The organism is bacterium, from assembly GCA_014360495.1.
Lineage (GTDB): Bacteria > Armatimonadota > JACIXR01 > JACIXR01 > JACIXR01 > JACIXR01.
The window spans coordinates 178299-195888 of the sequence record JACIXR010000002.1 but is presented as its reverse complement, the minus strand read 5'-3'; the positions used below and the strand labels follow the sequence as shown (position 1 = coordinate 195888).

Below are 17590 nucleotides of genomic sequence, written 5' to 3'. Positions count from 1 at the left end.
TTTATGGAAATGTTCTATGCCCAAAAAGTTTTGGATGGCGTAGTCTATGAGAGAATTATGAAGTCAGCAAATCATCAAGAGGGAGACAAAGTCCCCGTCTGGGACCTCATTGATAACCGAGCTGTTTACGAATATTTCGCTCCCGGTGAGACCGACCACCTTAAAGCCTCGGTGAGAGTCTATGAGGGCTTAGGAATAGACCTCTGTAGGGGAATAGCTTTGCCCCCAAGGGAAGAAGACGAGGGAAATATCTCTAAAGCGGGAGAGTTCGGCTATGCGGTTGAGGGACAAACTGTATGGTTAGCGGATAGACCCTACAAGAAGTTGGAAGATATCAAAGGGTACCGCTGTTACATTCCCTCAAGGGAGGAGGTAATGGATGGGTGGGTGCCGGAGATGAGGAGATGGATTGAAGCCTTTGCTCCCAAGGTTATGTTCGTCCCGGGATGTGGTGTTGGTTTGGATGCAGCTCGCCACGCTATAGGCTTTGAACTTTTCACATATGCAATCTACGATATGCCGGACGAGGTCAACAGAATCTTGACGGAGCATATGGAAGCCAGCAGGAGATACTCTGAGGCTATGGCTGAGTCCCGCCTCTCTCCCCTTGCCTTCATATGGGATGACATTGCGTTCAAAAGCGGGACTATGTATTCCCCTCGCTGGTTGAGAGAAAACTGGTTGCCTCGCCTTCAATACATCATTGAACCCCTCAAAAAAGCCGGTATCAAAGTGATATTCCATTCCGATGGTAACCTCTTGGAGATTGTTGATGACCTCATCTCCGTTGGTGTTGATGGTTTGAATCCTCTTGAACAATTGGCGGGAATGGATTTGGAGCTCTTGAAAAGAAGGTGGGGAGATAAATTGATACTCGTAGGAGGAATTGATTGTAGCCAGCTTCTTCCCTTGGGAACTCCCGAGGAAATAAGGGAAAAAGTGAAATGGGCACTTAAAGTGGCTGCCCCTGGAGGCGGTTTCTTTATCGGTTCCTCATCCGAAATCGTTCCCTCTACCCCATTGGAAAATGTCCTCGCCTTCTATGAGGCAATCAAGGAGTTCGGTAAATACCCGATAAACTTATGACGAGGTGATTTTATGAAATATCTCGCCCTCAGCGCTTTGCTTCTCCTTGCACTTTGGGGAAGTCAATCCAATACTCAAAAGCCGGTCGTTAAGAAGGTCCTCGTTATCAACTTCGACCCGATTATAAGGAGCAAGGGAAACGAGCGTCTCCATAATGTCTTCAAATGGAACGACCCTCGGAAGTTAACGAGGGAATATATCAAGGATTTGGAGGAATGCAGCGGTGGATATGTTAGATATAAAGTAATCCAATGGGTGGATGTGGATGAGTTTCCTCCGAAAATAGATGGTTTCAGGTATACAGAGGAGGAATATCTTAACTGCATCTCGGGGAAATCCGAGTGGCACCAACCAGATGGAGTTGATTACAAGTATATAATAAAGAAGTTTAATATTGCGGAGAGGGTTGATAAAGGGGAGGTAGACGAAGTCTGGCTATGGGGCGCTCCTTATATGGGCTATTGGGAAAGCCTAATGGTGGGCAAGGGAGCTTATTGGTGTAATTCCCCGCCACTAACTGATGTGGATTGCAAGCCCTTTATCATAATGGGCTTCAACTACGAGAGGGGAGTTGGCGAGATGCTGGAGGATTTCGGTCATAGAGTTGAATCCATTATGACGCATATATATGGTAGTTGGGAGGCTAAGGAAACCCATGCATGGAATAGATTTACTTTATATGATAAAGTCGCCCCTGGGAAAGCTGGATGTGGAAATGTGCATTACGCGCCAAATAGCGAGAAGGACTACGATTGGGGGAATAAACGCTATGTGTGGAGCACTTGCGATGATTGGCTAACATATCCCAAGCTGACGGGAAAGAAAAGATTGGTGAACTGCGCTGAATGGGGCAATGGAGATATTCGTCTACATCATAAGTGGTGGTTGAAGCACCTTCCTCGTTCCAAAGGACGGGGACCCGATGGCAAGTTGAATAATTGGTGGTCATATATAGTTAACTCGCCGTTTGAGGATAAAGGAAAATAAATTGAAAAGCTTATAAAGGAATAGGTAGGGGAAGATTAGGATTTGCCTCCTCGTATGCAAGAGCTAATCTGAGAAGATTAGCTTCCTCAAAGGGTTTCCCTATGAATTGAATTCCTATTGGCAAGCCCTGAGAGTCCAAACCAGCGGGGATAGATATTGCGGGAAGAGCGGCGAGATTAACAGGTATAGTGCATATATCGGCCATATACATCTTCAAGGGGTCATCTATCTTCTCGCCTATCTTAAAGGGCGGAATGGGAGATGTTGGACTGACGAGAATATCAAAATTCTTGAAAGCCTCATCGAAGTCCCTCTTTATCAAGGCACGCACCTTGAGTGCTTTCAAGTAATAGGCATCGTAATATCCAGCTGAAAGGGCATAAGTGCCGAGCATTATCCTCCTCTTGACCTCCGCTCCGAAACCCTTATTCCTCGTTTCCATATACATCGGTATTACGCCATCCGCTTCAACCCTCAATCCATACTTCACTCCATCGTATCTTGCAAGATTGGATGAAGCCTCCGAGGGAGCTATTATGTAATAACAAGGAAGGGCATAGGGCAGATGGGGGAGGGAAACCCAATCCACAAGGGCTCCCGCTTCCTCAAGATGTTTTACAGCTTTCAAAACCCCTTCTTTCACTTCCTCCTCCACTCCCTCTCCGAAGAGCTCCTCAACGAGTCCTATCCTCACGCCCTCAACCTTGGGTGAGAGCATCTCCTCAAGAGAAGGAGTGGGAATGGGAGCGGAAGTTGAGTCCATTTCATCGTAGCGAGCGATTATGTGAAATAGGAGAATACAATCCTCAACATTCGCTGTGAGGGGACCTATTTGGTCTAGGCTTGAGGCGAAGGCAACCAGTCCATAACGTGAGACCCTTCCATAAGTGGGTTTGAAGCCGACGATTCCGCAAAAGGAGGCAGGTTGTCTTATTGAACCACCAGTATCTGAGCCAAGAGCTAAGGGTGCCTCTCGTGCGGATACGGCAGCCGCCGAACCGCCCGAGGAGCCACCGGGAACCCTTTTCAAATCATAGGGATTGTGGGTGGGGAAAAAGGCGGAATTCTCCGTTGATGAGCCCATGGCGAACTCATCCATATTCGTCTTGCCGATTATTATCGCCCCTGCCTCCCTTAAAAGCTTTATAACTGTTGCATCATAGGGTGGGACGAAGTTCTCCAAGATGCGAGAGGCACAGGTTGTGGGTATTCCTCTCGTGCAGATGTTATCTTTGATGGCTATTGGGACCCCAGCCAAAAGTCCTACATCCTCTCCACTCATCAGCCTTTCCTCAATCTCCTCTGCTTCCCTCATTGCCTGCTCCAAAGTAAGAGTGATATAAGCCCTAACCTTTGGCTCAACTTCCTCAATCCTCTTTATATATGAGGAGGCAACCTCTTTAGGGCTGACCTCCTTCTTTTTTATCTTCTCTGCAAGCTCCCTTGCGCTCAGATTGAATGATTCCATAGTTCTCCTAATCCTCTATGATTCTCGGAACTATGAAGAAATTGCCATCGCTCTCTGGGGCATTGGCGAGTGCTTCCTCAACGGGAAGGCATTTCCCTGGTTCATCCTCAGCAAAGACGTTTTGTAGGGGGATGATATGGGATAGGGGTTCTACATCTTCCGTAGGCAATTCCTGAAGCTTTGCGAAAGCCTCCAAAATGCGATTCAATTGCTCCGTGAACATTTCCTTTTCTTCCTCAGAAAGGGAAAGACGGGCTAAATAAGCGACATGCTCTACTTCTTCCTTCGTAAGTCTCGGCATCTAAACACCTCCTATTCTGAATTATAACAAAGATATTTTCTTTTAGCATAATTCTTTTTAACTAAATATAATAAGTTTAAAAAACTTGAAGGAGGTATAATCTTATGCAATGGAAAGCGAAATGGATTTGGAGCCACAGCGAAGAGCACCCTAGAAACTATTGGCTTGCTTTTCGCAAAACTTTCAATACGCCTGAGCAATTTGATGAAGCCCATCTGCATATAACAGCCGATTCTCGTTATTTCCTTTATTTAAACGGGGAATTCATCGGCTTCGGACCCGTTCGCTCCTGGCCCTTTGAGCAGTCCTACGATACCTATCCCATTAAGCACTTGCTCAAGCCAGGGGAAAATGTGGTCTCCGTTATAGTCACCCACTACGGGATAGGCACATTTCAATACATTGAAGGGAGAGGTGGATTAATCGCTCAATTGGACTTCCAAAAGGATGGGGAAATAATAGAGAGTGTAGTTAGCGATAGCTCTTGGAAGACCAAGGAACACACCGGCTTTAGAAGAGCTTCGGTGAGGATAAGCTGTCAACAAGCTTGGGCTGAGATTTACGATGCCAACGAATTTGACCCTCGTTGGAATGAGCTTTGCTTTGACGATAGCGATTGGGAGAACGCAATTGAAATCGGTCCCTATGGGACACCTCCCTGGAAATCGTTAATACCCCGTGATATCCCCTTCCTCACAAATGAGCCCATCTACCCAAAGAGGGTTATATCATTAAAAGAGGTAAAGCCTGTAAAGTCTCATATATCCATAGATTTGCGTCCGAATTTTTACCCTGGAGAGTACGATGCAAATGTGAAACAGCATATCGGCTATATAGCAACGGTCATAAAATCGCCAAAGAAAATGAGGGGAAGGATGATAATTCCCTTCGGGATAATGGGTAGGTTTAAATTGAACGGAAAGGAATACCAATTCACGGGAACTAATCAGGTGGAAGTAGAGCTTGAGGAAGGAAATAACTTCTTCCTAATGGATGTAAGCGGCACCTACCATGACCCCTTTGTGAATTTAGCATTTGATTTCCCCGAGGAGGTTTCCTTTCAATCACCTTTAGGGGAGGGAGAGTTCGTTTCCATCGGACCCTTTGCCCAGAGAACTCTTCTTCAGATAGGCTATCCCCAGGAGGACGAATTTAAGCCCCATCCAGATTACGAGAAGGTTTGGAAGATGAAGGAAGCCTCTTCCCTTTCCGAGTTCCAGAATTGGCTGAAGCCGATTTTGCGTGAGCACACCTGCAAGGATGTTGTCTACACCCTCTCAACGCAGAAGACGATATTGAGGGAATTGGATGTTCCCCTTAAATATCAAAATCTCGTTTATGCCAACGATTCCTACACCCAGATTGAGCCATCCGAGGGCGATATTGAGCTGATTGTTGATTTTGGGATTGAGCTCAGCGGTTTTATTGAATTTGAGGTGGAGGCTTCGGCGGGCACGATATTGGATTTCTATGCCTTTGAAAGCCTTCACGATGGCTTCATAGAGGACACCTCTGGACTGCACAATACTCTGCGATATGTTTGTCGGGATGGGCATCAAAGTTATCGTTCCTTCATAAGGCGCGGCTTCAGATATCTGATGGTTACAGTGAGAAATCACAAGTCTCCGGTTAAGATTTACAATATTAAAACCTACCTTGCCACATATCCCGTTGCGGAAGTCGGGACCTTCCACAGTAATGACTATATGCTCAATAGAATATGGGAGATATCAAAGCATACCGAGAGACTTTGCATGGAGGATACTTATGTTGACTGCCCTGCCTACGAGCAGACATTCTGGGTGGGCGATGCGAGGAACGAGTCTCTAATAAACTACACTACATTTGGTGCCTACCCCTTATCCAAACGCTGTTTGAGGTTGGTTCCTAAATCCCTTTATCGTTCTCCCCTCCCGGAATCCCAAGTTCCCAGCGGATGGCAAAACATCCTCACTGCTTGGACAATACTCTGGATGCTGGCCTGTAAGGAATATTATCTTTTCACCGGCGAGAGGGATTTCCTGGAGGAGATTTATCCCTATCTCATTCAAACCGCGAGGAATTTCAAGCAGTTCATAAACGATAAGGGCTTACTTGATATTTTCGCTTGGAATATGCTTGATTGGGCGCCGATGGACACGCCGACAAGTGGGGTTGTTACTCATCAAAACGCCCTATTGGTGAAAGCTTTGAGGGAGACCGCTGGGATAGCACAAATTTTGGGGGAAAACGAGGATGAGAAGTTTCTGCTTGAATTTTCCGAAAGTTTGATGAAAGCGATAAACGAGCATCTTTGGGATGAGAATCGGAAGGCTTATATTGACAGCATTCATAGCGATGGAACTCGCTCAAGCGTCTTCAGCCTGCAAACCCAAGTCATCGTTTTCCTAACTGACTGCGCTCCTGAAGAGAGAAGGAAAATAATTGAGGGATATCTCCTCAATCCACCCGAAGATTTCGTGAAAATTGGCAGTCCCTTTATGTCTTTCTTCTATTTTGAGGCTTTAGCTAAGATAGGGAAGATAGAGAAAATCCTTGAGGAAATCAGGGAGAAATGGGGGCTGATGCTCGACTATGGCGCAACTACCTGTTGGGAAACATTCCCCGGCTCCTTAGATTGGCTTGGTAAGAAGCTCACGAGAAGCCATTGCCACGCCTGGTCAGCAGCACCTGCCTTCTTCCTCCCTACCCATATCCTTGGTGTTAAGCTGATTGAGCCCGGTTTCGCGAGAGTTCTAATTGAACCCAATCTCTGCGATTTGAAATGGGTAAAGGGCACGATTCCAACGCCTCTGGGGAGAATAGAGGTAAGCTATAAAGTAAGCGATGATACATTTATAGCTGATATAAAACTTCCAAGGGGATGCACCGCGGAAGTCAAATTCCCCCGGAATCTGAGAAAATTCATCCTGAATGGCAAACAAGTAGATGGAGAAAGCATAACGATAGGAGGTTAGAGGGATGAAATTCACAGGGCAAATACTCCTTCTCTCTTTCCTCTGTCTTCTCGCCTTCCCCCAAAAAGGTATAAAAATAATGAACTACAAGTTTGGGGAGATAGTTCGTTATCCAGTAGTCCTACTGAAGGGAGAAGTTGTAGATAAAAGGGCAAGCGAGATAGTGGTTGTAAATAAGTCATCTTATAAGAGAACAAGAACGATGCTTGGGGTAGTCCATAAGGGGAAGTTCAAAGTGCTTGTAGAATTAGTTCCCGGAAACAACAGCCTTGTTTTGCGCTCTGGCTCCTCAAGAATAATTTTCAAGCTAATATATAAGCCCCAAACGAACCCATATTATGTTAGGATAATCTATTTCACCGATATATCGGGAGATACGCGCTATCAAACCCAGTTTCCCGATGACCCACAGGATTATAGAGGGAAATTGGATACAATGGCGAAGCTTCTCCAGACATTCACTGCGGAGAAGCTTCACGACCTCGGCTTTCCGAGAAAAACCTTCAATTTAGAGTTTGATGAAAATGGCGATGTTGTGGTTCATATCCTCAAGGGGAGCAAAAGCAAGGAGGAATATTGGAAGATGGATGGTGGAGAAATTTATGGAGAGATATATAACGAGATTGAGAAGCAGATGCCCGACCCTTATGCCAAGAACCTCGTTGTTCCAGCCTTCACCTATTTTGACCCCTCAACCCAAAAGGTATACGCCCATCTTGCTTTAGGCGGTGGCAACCTCGCAGTTATGGGAGGAATAGACCTCTTCACTTGGCCAAATAATCTTAAAGAAGTGCAAAGGGTTTTTATGGATGCAACGCCCATTGATACGAGCAAGGTCTTCAGTGATTCGATTTGGCGGGATACGGTATGGGCTTGTGCCTCCACAACTATAGGCGCTGCCCTTCACGAGCTTGGACATACCTTCGGGCTTCCCCATAGCACAGACCCTTACGATATTATGTCCCGAGGCTTTGATTACTTCACGAGAGTTTTCACCCTCGTTGAATCCCCTCATGCTCGCAGGTCTGAAAGCTACGAATTCAAAGAGGAAGAGGAAGCACATTGGGCACCGATAAATGTTGAGGCTATGCTGGCAAGCAGATGGTTCGCCCTTGATAAGAGGGAATGGAAAGATGAGAAGGCAATGGATGTTTACATTGATAGGGATAGGTTGGCTCTAATCGCTCGTTGCGATTACGGCTTGAAGTTCTTTGGATTCGATTACAAGGGCGAGTCCAACTTTTATGTCCCTCTCTTCAAAGAGAGCTTGAATAAAGAAGTGTTGGTTCCCTTGCGGGAGTTAGGGAGAAAAATAGGCTCTATTAAAGATGTTAATATCCGCATATTTGATGGAGAGGGAAACGATTTCTATTACGGGTTGGAAGGTCTTTTGGTTGCTCCTTGTGTCCAGAATTGGCAGTTCGCAAGTCAAACAATTGATTGGAGAGATTACAATTCCTTCCCTTCTCTTTCCGATGAGAAATTAAGGGAAATAGAAAGAGCAGCGAGTTCATCGCCTTTGGTTCGCTTCCCCGGTCCAATAATTGATTTCACAAGGGTATTCAAATCCAGGAAGGAACACATTGCTGGCTACGCCTTCCGGCGAATCAATAGCGATTCCCCTCGCAGGATAAGAATCCTTACAGGGAGCGATGATTCGTTGAGGATTTGGCTGAACGGAAAGCTTGTAAAAGATGTTCTAACTCTCCGGGGTGTTCGTCCCGACGAAGATTCAACCGAGGTTGACCTGCAGGAGGGGGAGAATCGCCTCTTGGTTGAAGTAGACAACTGGGAAGGCGGATGGGGATTGATTTTGAGATTTGAGGACGAGAGCGGGAAGAAGCTCTTCTTGAGTGATGATGGAAAGCTTATCCCCTGGGATGAATCAAGGGATAGGGTAATTCATTCCCTTCTCATTGGCCCTTGGGTGAGGAGATGGCGTTTCTCTAAAATTACGAAGGAGTGGAAGGATAAGAAAAGCTTCCCGGCAATAAGCGAGGAAGAATTGGAGACAATAATCTCCTCTGCCCTATCTCAGCCTTTGATAGAGATAAACCCCGGGGATGCTTTCGTTGATTTTGCAAAATATTATGGCGAACTGGGCAGGACGACTGATGTGGCTGGTTATGTTGTGAGGGAAATCTACAGCGATGAACCGATAAAGTTAAAGATATTCGCTGGAAGCGACGATGCAATGCGCATATGGGTCAATGGAGAGCTTGTGCAAGAGGTTCTGGCTCTCAGAGGGGCGAGGAGGGACCAGGATTCCTGTATAGCCCAGCTGAGGACGGGGAGGAACCTCATCCTCGTTGAGGTAGCGAATGGTGGCGGAGACTGGGGGTTATTCCTCCGGCTTGAAGACGAGAAGGGGAACGACCTCTTCCTCAGTGACGAAGGAAAGCTGGAGAAGCTTTAGGGCTTAAGCCCCTCGCCAGTCGAAGACGACGCCGAGATATTCCTCGGGATTATCCCTCAAGCCCAAATATGCCTCCCTGCATTGTTCCGGCTTGAGGAGATGCGTCAAGAGAGGTTCAACTTTCAGCTTTCCTTGAGCGATTAATGATAGATTAATCCTTGCATTTCTTTCCACGCTATGCTTCTGACGCTCGTATTTAGGCCAGCCCAGGCGGAAGAAGTCCTTCCTCTCATCCCTAACGGGATATCGCCATTCGTGGGCTCCCTTATAAGTTATACAGCCGAACTCTGACAAATGGATTCGCTCCAAGAGCTCTGTGACATTCATCTCATGGGGCCTTTGGAAAAAGGAGCCCAAGAGGATGACTTCCCCGTAGGGAGCGGCGTATTTCCAAGCCGTTGCCGAGACTTGAGGACTGCCTGTAGCATCAACAACGATTTCACAACCCTCTCCCTCCGTCAATTCTCTAACTGCTTCCTCAGCGTCTACCTCGCTTGCATTTATCGTCTTCTCAATCCCGCATGCTCTTGCCACTTCTAAGCGTTTTCTAACTTTGTCTACTCCTATCACATCACAACCAGCCAAGCTGAAGAGCTGAGCACAGAGATTTCCCACCAATCCCATACCAATTACTGCAACCCTATCCCCCAATTCAGCCGAGCTAACCCTTAAAGCGGTTATGGAGACATCCGCCATTCTGGCGAAAACTGCTTTTAAAGGGTCAAGACCTTCAGGAATCGGGACGGTTATCACCTGCGCCCGCGCATAGCTTGCGTGATTGCTATGGGTTAGGATTATATCGCCTTCCTTTAACCCTTCAACCTTCTCACCCACAGCTATGACCTCACCTATCATCCCATAGCCTGGGCGGAAAGGGAAGCGAGCCCATTTAGCGGTTCCAGCAAGGCAGGATAGCTCCGTTCCAGCGCTTATAACACTTACGATTCCCTTGATGATTACATCATCGGGAGCGGGAGTTGGGTCGAAATCTAATTCCTCAAGCTCAACTTCGTTCGCTCTAGGGAAGAGAATTTGTTTCGCCTTGAGCATTTCTATCCCTCCTTTCATGTTTAAAACAATTTTAACGAGAAAAATTCGCTACGCAATTATTCGCTTTGAAATCGAAAAGTAGAAAGGAAACCAACTACCAATGCGAGCCCGCCGAAGGCGGGCGTGCCTATCTCCTATTTAAAAAACAGAAAATTACAAAATGATTAGCCCCTTGGGATAACAGAGTAAAGGCGAGAAGGAATTAGGGGTGGTTCATCGTCATATACAAGTTATACGAGAAATTTTTCTTCAAATTTTCCGTTGTTTTTTTATAATAAAATCGGAGTGTGATGATTTATGAGAAACTTAAAGTTCTTTCTCCTATCATTCCTTGCTATCATCGCCCTTTCTCAAGGGCTAAATGAACCGTTTGATTATTTCGCCTTCCCCACTACCGTTGTGGGGACGAAGGACTGCAAAGCTGCATTTGAGATAACCCCAGAGGGCTATCTTTTCTCCGGGCGCGCCGAGATGGCTTTCCTCTGGGGAGAGAAAATGGAACCGCTTGAGAAAAGGGTCAAGACCCTTTATAAGGGTTGGCTTCCCATCGTTCAGTATTCGCTCTTGAAGGGAGATTTCTCACTCTCGTTTGAATTCTTTGCTGATAACCCTTTTATCGAGGAGGATAACCCCGTTGCGTTCGTTGATTTGAGGATAAAGAACACAGGAGAAAAGGAAAAATCGGATATTTTCTGGATTGGGATAAGATTCTCGGGAGTGGGGCATAGGATACCCAAAATAGATTTCTCGCCAAATTTCCAATACGAATATAAAGATGGACTCGTCTTCCGTGACGGGAAGCTCCTCTGCATTTTGCCTCCCGCAGATATAGTGAAAAGGATGGAAGCCAAAAGGGAAAGCGATTTCGCCCTCCTTCTTGGCTACATCATCAAGCTCCCACCCCAAAAAGAGAAAAGGTTCAATTTTGAGATGCTTCTTTTCCCCGCTCCACCCGAAAGACTTGACGATTTCAAGATTGAAATTGATAAGGCAAGGAAAAGGGTGGTGGCTTTTTGGGAGAATCTGTTAAGGAAAGGGGCTTGGCTTGAGGTTCCAGAGAAGAAAGTGGTGGATACTTATCGGGCGAATCTCGTCTATCTCTTCATAGCGAGGGAGAAGAGTGGCGAAGATTATATTCAGAAAGTGAACAAATTCCAATACGATGCATTTTGGTTGAGAGATGGAGCTTTTGAAGTGAGAGCTCTCGATGCGTGGGGATTTCCTTTTGAGGCAGAGAGGTCTGCTATTTACTTTCTTAAATATCAACGACCGGATGGGTTGTTTATTTCCCAAGAGGGGCAGCTTGACGGTTGGGGACAGGCGCTTTGGACATTCGGTCAGCATTTTCGCCTAACGGGAGATAAAATCTTCGCCAGGAAGGTTTATCCCGCGGTGAGAAAAGCGATGAATTGGCTGATTCAAACTCGGGAGGAAACAAAGAAACAGGGAGGGTTGGGAAGGGGACTTCTCCCCGCTACCCATCCCCACGATAACGAAAACGTCTATGGGCATATCATCGGAAACGATTTCTGGGCTTATCAGGGAGTTTTAGAAGCGATAAATATGGCGAGGGAACTTGGAGAAAACGAAGATGCAGAACTTTTCGCCAGGGAGGCGGAGGATTATAAGAAGAGCATCTTAGAGAATTTAGAGCAAGCAACGAAAACGACAAACGGGTATATCCCGCCTTCCTTGGAAGGCAGAGGTTTTGATTGGGGAAATTTGAAATCCGTATATCCCTGCAGGGTTCTTTCACCCTGGGACCCCAAAGTGACCGCAACAATTAAGAAAGTAAGGGAACAGAATTTCAACGAGGGCTTGATGACTTATGCTAATAGAGATAACCTCCATGGCTATATAGGGATAGATATTCCCCAGACCGAGCTTATAAGGGGGGAAAAGGAAAAGGTCTTGGATGCCTTTTATTCCCTTCTCCTTCACACGACCTCAACCAACGCGGGTTTTGAGATGTGTTCAGCGAGTTCCAGGGATTTCGGCGGAAATCTCACGCCTCACGGATGTTTTGCTGGGAAGTTCTTGGACCTCTTGAGAAATATGCTCGTAAGGGAGGAGAATAACGAACTTCATCTCTTCTCATGCCTTCCTCAAGCCTGGATTAAGGAAGGAGAATGGATTTCCTTCTTAAACGCACCCACAAACTTCGGTTTCGTTTCCCTCTCAATGAAGATTTTACCCGATGGCGCTGAACTCTGGATTCGCTCAAGTTGGAGGAAGCCACCGGAAAAGATTGTCATTCACGCTCCAGTTGGCTATCGCTTTCCCCAAGGGGAAAGCATAGAGGTCCCACCTGATACGAAATGGATAAAATTGATTTGGAAAAAGGAGAAAAACGTTAGTTTGGACTATGAGAAAAAGGTAAGGGAGTATCTTGAATACAGAAAGAAGGAAGAGGAAAGAAAGGAAAGGGAATTGAGGGAGAAAATTGAAAAAGCAAAAGCGAAAGACAAGGGGAACCTGGCTTTGGGGAAGAAAGTCTCCGCTTCATCCTATGAACCCAATTCTTTTCCCTTAAACGCGGTTGATGGAGATGATTCCACTTATTGGGGAGCTTCTCCTTTTCCTCAATGGCTCTTAGTTGACCTTGGAAAGGTGGAGAAAATATCAAGGATTTTGCTGAAAACATTTTGGGATGGGCAAAGATTCTACCATTACGAGATAGAGGTATCGGAGGATGGGGAGAAATGGGTAAAGGTTGGTGAGAAGAAAGACGATAAAGTGGCAACTTCAGAAGGAGAAGTTTACGAATTTCCTTCCCTTAATGCGAGATTCGTTAGGGTGAATATGCTTTACAATTCCGCAAATATCGGTGTTCATATAGTGGAATTGAAGATATATAAATAAACCGCTGAAAGGACGGGATTGAACAAGGGGAGCTGAATCTTAGAGCGGCAAGAAACGACCTGAAAAGTTGGATTTGTATTAAGAGTATATGGCCGAGCGTTATAGAAGCCCCCTTAGAAGTCTCGATGTTATGGAATTATACACAAAATTGACGGGACTGAATTTTTAAGTTAAGATTAAAAGATATGCGTGTTTTATTTTGTGCTTCGGAAGCTTTCCCTTATGCTAAGACGGGAGGACTCGCTGATGTCGCGGGTGCTCTCCCTAAAACCCTTGCTCTGGAAGGACTTGAAGTTATGCTTGCTCTTCCAAAGTATAAGCAGGTCGGTTATCTCGGAGAGGAGAGGATAAATATAGGCGATAGGGAACTTCTCGCTGTTGGGGAGAAGCCAGGCGAGGCAATAGAGGGGGTAAAGACGCTTTTCATCAGACAAGATGAGCTCTATTTAAGGGATTCCCTTTACGGCTATCCCGATGACGCGGAGAGATTTATTTTCTTCTCCAAAGCGGTTCTATCTTTAATTAAAAAATTGGATTGGAAACCCGATGTCATCCACTGCAACGATTGGCAGACGGGTTTAATCCCTGTTTACTTAAAGACGACTTTAAAGGAGGATAGCTTCTATAAGGATATCTCAACCATCTTTACCATCCACAATTTAGCCTATCAGGGTAACTTCCCACCTCAAACCTTGCAATTAGCGGGATTGCCTTGGGAGCTTTTCACTTTTGATAAACTGGAATTTTGGGGAAATTTCTCTTTTATGAAGGGTGGAATTCTCTACAGCGATTTGATAACCACCGTATCACCTCGCTACGCTGAGGAGATAAAAACACCCGAGTTTGGAGCAGGGATGGAAGGAGTCCTTGCCTATAGAGGGGATAGATTAAGGGGTATACTCAACGGGATTGATTACGAGGTCTGGAATCCCGCAAAAGATGATTATCTCTTCGTTCCATACGATTCCCATTCATTAGAGAAAAAGAGCGAAAACAAACATTTTCTTCAAGGCGAAGTTGGGCTCCCGAAAAAGGAAGTGCCCATGATAGGGATGGTTTCCCGCCTTGCTCCCCAGAAAGGCTTTGATATACTTTTATCAGCGATTGACGACTTACTGGAGAGGGATTTACAAATGATAATCCTGGGTATGGGGGAAACGGAGATAGAAGAGGGGTTAAAAGAAAAGGCGGAAAAACATAAAGAGAAAATGAAGGTCTTCATAGAATTCAACGAGAAACTTTCTCATCAAATTTACGGTGGATGCGACATCTTCTTAATGCCCTCTCTTTACGAACCCTGCGGTTTGGGGCAGATGATTGCTATGAGATATGGAACGGTTCCGGTGGTCAGGGAAGTTGGTGGATTAGCGGATAGTGTGAAGGAGTTTGACCCAGCGAAAGGAGAGGGAACCGGGTTTTTGTTTAAAGAATATTCCCCTCAGGCGTTGTCAGATGCGGTCTCAAGGGCTTTGAAATTTTACAAAAACAAAAATATCTGGCGGAAGATACAGGAAAATTGCATGAAGATGGATTTTTCCTGGCGGTCTTCAGCAAGGAAATATGTTGAGACTTATAAAGAAGCGATAAAACTACGAAAGAGGGAGGAACGATGAGAAGACTGATAATTTTCGCGATGATACTTGGTGCATTTATCCTTGCAGGTTGTGGGAGGAAGGTTGTAGCAGTTGTGAATGGGGAGAAGATCACAAAAGAGGAGTTGAGGAACGAAGCGGAAAAAGTAGCTGGTAGGGATGTTTTAGTAAATCTAATAAGGGAAAAACTCATCTTGCAAGCTGCCAAGAAAGAGGGGGTTTATCCCTCAAATGAAGAGGTGGAAAAGGAATTGGAATTTAGAAAGAGGGAAAACCCCAACTTTATGCAAGACCTTGAGAAGCAGAATATGACATTAGAAGAGTATAAAAAGCAACTCATTCAGAGCCTAGCCGAGATAAATCTAATAACGAAGGGGATCACTGTAACCGATAAAGAGATAGAAGAAGCCTTTAAGAAATATAAGCCTATGCTGGATAGAGTGAGGTTAAGGTGGATAGTAAATGTGAGCGAAGAGGAGATAAAGAAGGCTAAAGAAAAGTTAGCTGCGGGTGCGTTCTTTGAAACTGTTGCAAAGGATTCTTCTCAGGATACGACTACTAAGGAAAAAGGTGGAGATATGGGATATGTTTCCCTTGGGCAACTTAGAACGCTTAGCCCCAAGATAGCGGATTTAGCAATGACCCTACCCTTGGGCAAGGTAAGCGATATCATAAAGATATCAAATGCATATGTTATAATCAGGGTAGAGGACCGACGCATAGCTACTTTGGATAGTTGGAAGGATTTCCTGAGAAGAAGCGTTATGCTGGAGAAAGCTAATAAGGAAGGAAGGGCGGAAAAAGTCCTAAAGCCCATCTTTGAGAAGGCAACGATAGAGATAAAAGACCCACTTTATAAGGGATTGGAAACAGACATAGTGCCCCTCCCCTTGCCTTGACCTATTTTATCACTTGACTACCCCAACGGAAAATTTTAAAAATTTATTTGGTATGCCTGAGAAAGCCAAAATAGCCAATAAGGAAAGATTACAGAGGGAGAGATTCCTCGCTGCCCAGCAAGGAGATAAGGCAACGAGGGACGCCCTCGTTGAGGAGAATATTGGTCTCGTGCATAAATGGGCACGGAGATACTACCGCTATGCCCAATCCATTCCCACAGTTACCTATGAGGATATCTTCCTTGAGGGAGTATATGGATTGATAAAGGCGATAGATAAGTATAAGCCCCAAAAGGGCAGTTTTTCCACCTATGCGACGATATGGATAAAGCAATCTATTAGGCGTTTCCTTCAGAAGGAAAAAGCGCAGTTGAAAGGGAGGGGTTATCTCCCTGTGCAGGAAGACGAAGAGGAACAAATGACGCTTGAGGATATGCCCGCTGAGGAAGAAGAGCTCCCGTCCTCGGATTTAGAGAGCTTGCAAAGAAAAATAGAATACGCTCCCATTCCTCAGCGCTCAAAGGACATTTTGAGGATGTATTTCCTTGAAGGCTACTCTTTAAGGGAAATAGGAGAGAAAATCGGTCTTTCCAAAGAGAGGGTTAGACAATTAATAAAAGAGGACGGAAGGAAAGTTCTAGAGGAATAGGTTTGGAGGTGTCAAGGGTTATGGGTTTGGAGGAGAAAATAAAACGGAAAGAAGCAAAGGTAGCGATTATCGGGGCGGGTTATGTTGGCTTACCACTTGCTATCGCTTTTGCCGAGGAGAAGTTCATGGTCTTCGCCATAGATAAAGACGAGGAAAAGGTGATGAAGCTCAAAGCAGGTGAATCGTATATTGAAGATGTAACCAGCGAGCAGGTTAAATCCGCTTTAGATAGCGGATTTTTGAATCCCACTACCTCCGACGATGTTCTCGCCCAGGCTGATGCAGCCATAATTACTGTTCCCACGCCCGTTAAACGACATAAGGACCCAGACCTTTCATATATAGAAAAAGCGGCGGATTCGGTTGCAAAGCATATCCATTCCCCAATGTTGATTTCCCTTGAAAGCACTACTTATCCCGGCTCGACCGAAGACATTTTATTGCCACGGCTTAGTAAAGCTAATCTTAAGGTAGGGAAGGATTTTTTCCTCGTTTTTTCCCCTGAAAGGATAAATCCCGGGGACAAAGAGCATACATTGAGAAAAATTCCCAAAATAGTGGGTGGGGTTACGCCCAAATGCACCGAGATGGGATACCTGCTATATAGCCAGATAATTAATAAAGTCATACCTGTATCAAACGCGAAGACCGCTGAGATGATAAAGCTTTACGAAAATGCCTATAGATACATCAATATAGCCTTTGCAAATGAGATGGCTATTGTCTGCAGGAAATTGGGGATAGATATCTGGGAGGTTATAGAGGGAGCGAAAAGTAAAGGATTTGGCTTCCAGGCCTTCTATCCCGGTCCGGGAGTGGGGGGACACTGCATTCCAGTTGACCCCCATTATCTAAGATGGCACCTCAAGGGGATAGACCACAATGAGCTACTTTTGGAAGTAGCCGATTCCATAAATATGGGAATGCCAAGCAAGATATTGGAAATCCTGATAGATGTCCTCAACGAAGAGGGAAAGCATTTAAATGGTTCAAATATCCTTATACTTGGAGTTACCTACAAGAAGGATATCGCGGATTTAAGGGAATCCCCTGCGGTAAAATTGATGGACCTTTTAGTGGAGAAGAAGGCGAATTTGGCCTATTCTGACCCTTATATCACCAAGATTCCCGAGCGTGATTACATTCGTAAGGATTTAAACGAGGAAACTTTAGCCTGGGCGGATGTCGTCGTCTTGACCACTGACCACTCTTCTTTTGACTATCAATGGATAGCGGATAATTGCGCTTGCATACTGGACACCCGGAACGCTTTCAGGGGAGTGAAGAACTGCCGTGCAAAGATATACAGACTTTAAAATTAAA

General features: G+C 45.4%; 12 protein-coding genes. 9 read left to right on the top strand and 3 right to left on the bottom strand.

Annotated elements, in window-relative coordinates; all coding sequences use genetic code 11:
• Positions 1–3: 3 nt before the first annotated feature.
• Positions 4–1086 (top strand): hypothetical protein, encoded by a 1083-nt coding sequence (locus tag H5T88_02460; GenBank protein MBC7329200.1) that lies wholly within the window; start codon positions 4–6, stop codon positions 1084–1086.
• 12 nt (positions 1087–1098) lie between these two features.
• Positions 1099–2073 carry a hypothetical protein gene (locus H5T88_02455; protein MBC7329199.1) on the top strand — a complete coding sequence of 325 codons (975 nt, stop codon included), beginning with the start codon at positions 1099–1101 and terminating at the stop codon, positions 2071–2073.
• A gap of 10 nt (positions 2074–2083) precedes the next feature.
• Here the strand turns inward: H5T88_02455 and gatA are convergent, their stop codons facing one another.
• Together gatA and gatC are read right to left on the bottom strand one after the other, a co-directional pair.
• Entirely contained in the window at positions 2084–3541 is a 1458-nt protein-coding gene (gene gatA, locus H5T88_02450; protein ID MBC7329198.1) for an Asp-tRNA(Asn)/Glu-tRNA(Gln) amidotransferase subunit GatA, read from the bottom strand.
• 7 nt (positions 3542–3548) lie between these two features.
• Positions 3549–3842 carry an Asp-tRNA(Asn)/Glu-tRNA(Gln) amidotransferase subunit GatC gene (gatC, locus tag H5T88_02445; GenBank protein MBC7329197.1) on the bottom strand — a complete coding sequence of 98 codons (294 nt, stop codon included), beginning with the start codon at positions 3840–3842 and terminating at the stop codon, positions 3549–3551.
• A 104-nt stretch (positions 3843–3946) separates the two neighbouring features.
• Between gatC and H5T88_02440 the strand changes: the two genes are divergently transcribed.
• Both H5T88_02440 and H5T88_02435 read left to right on the top strand, forming a co-directional pair.
• Entirely contained in the window at positions 3947–6799 is a 2853-nt protein-coding gene (locus H5T88_02440; GenBank protein ID MBC7329196.1) for a family 78 glycoside hydrolase catalytic domain, read from the top strand.
• A gap of 4 nt (positions 6800–6803) precedes the next feature.
• Entirely contained in the window at positions 6804–9215 is a 2412-nt protein-coding gene (locus H5T88_02435) for a hypothetical protein (GenBank protein MBC7329195.1), read from the top strand.
• Between the two features lie 3 nt (positions 9216–9218).
• On the opposite strand, the gene H5T88_02430 is transcribed toward H5T88_02435, so the two are convergent.
• Positions 9219–10265 carry a zinc-binding alcohol dehydrogenase gene (locus H5T88_02430; protein MBC7329194.1) on the bottom strand — a complete coding sequence of 349 codons (1047 nt, stop codon included), beginning with the start codon at positions 10263–10265 and terminating at the stop codon, positions 9219–9221.
• A gap of 297 nt (positions 10266–10562) precedes the next feature.
• On the opposite strand from H5T88_02430, the gene H5T88_02425 reads away from it, so the two are divergent.
• From H5T88_02425 to H5T88_02405, 5 genes are all read left to right on the top strand, one after another.
• Positions 10563–13127, top strand: a complete 2565-nt coding sequence (locus H5T88_02425) for a discoidin domain-containing protein (protein MBC7329193.1) — start codon at positions 10563–10565, stop codon at positions 13125–13127.
• A gap of 185 nt (positions 13128–13312) precedes the next feature.
• On the top strand, positions 13313–14740 hold the full coding sequence (gene glgA, locus H5T88_02420; GenBank protein ID MBC7329192.1) for a glycogen synthase GlgA: 1428 nt from the start codon (positions 13313–13315) through the stop codon (positions 14738–14740).
• Positions 14737–15618, top strand: coding sequence for a peptidylprolyl isomerase (locus tag H5T88_02415; protein MBC7329191.1), 882 nt, complete (start codon positions 14737–14739; stop codon positions 15616–15618). Before glgA ends, H5T88_02415 begins: the two co-directional genes overlap by 4 nt.
• Positions 15619–15670: 52 nt before the next feature.
• Positions 15671–16267, top strand: a complete 597-nt coding sequence (locus H5T88_02410; protein MBC7329190.1) for a sigma-70 family RNA polymerase sigma factor — start codon at positions 15671–15673, stop codon at positions 16265–16267.
• 20 nt (positions 16268–16287) lie between these two features.
• Positions 16288–17583, top strand: a complete 1296-nt coding sequence (locus H5T88_02405; GenBank protein MBC7329189.1) for a nucleotide sugar dehydrogenase — start codon at positions 16288–16290, stop codon at positions 17581–17583.
• Positions 17584–17590: the final 7 nt, after the last annotated feature.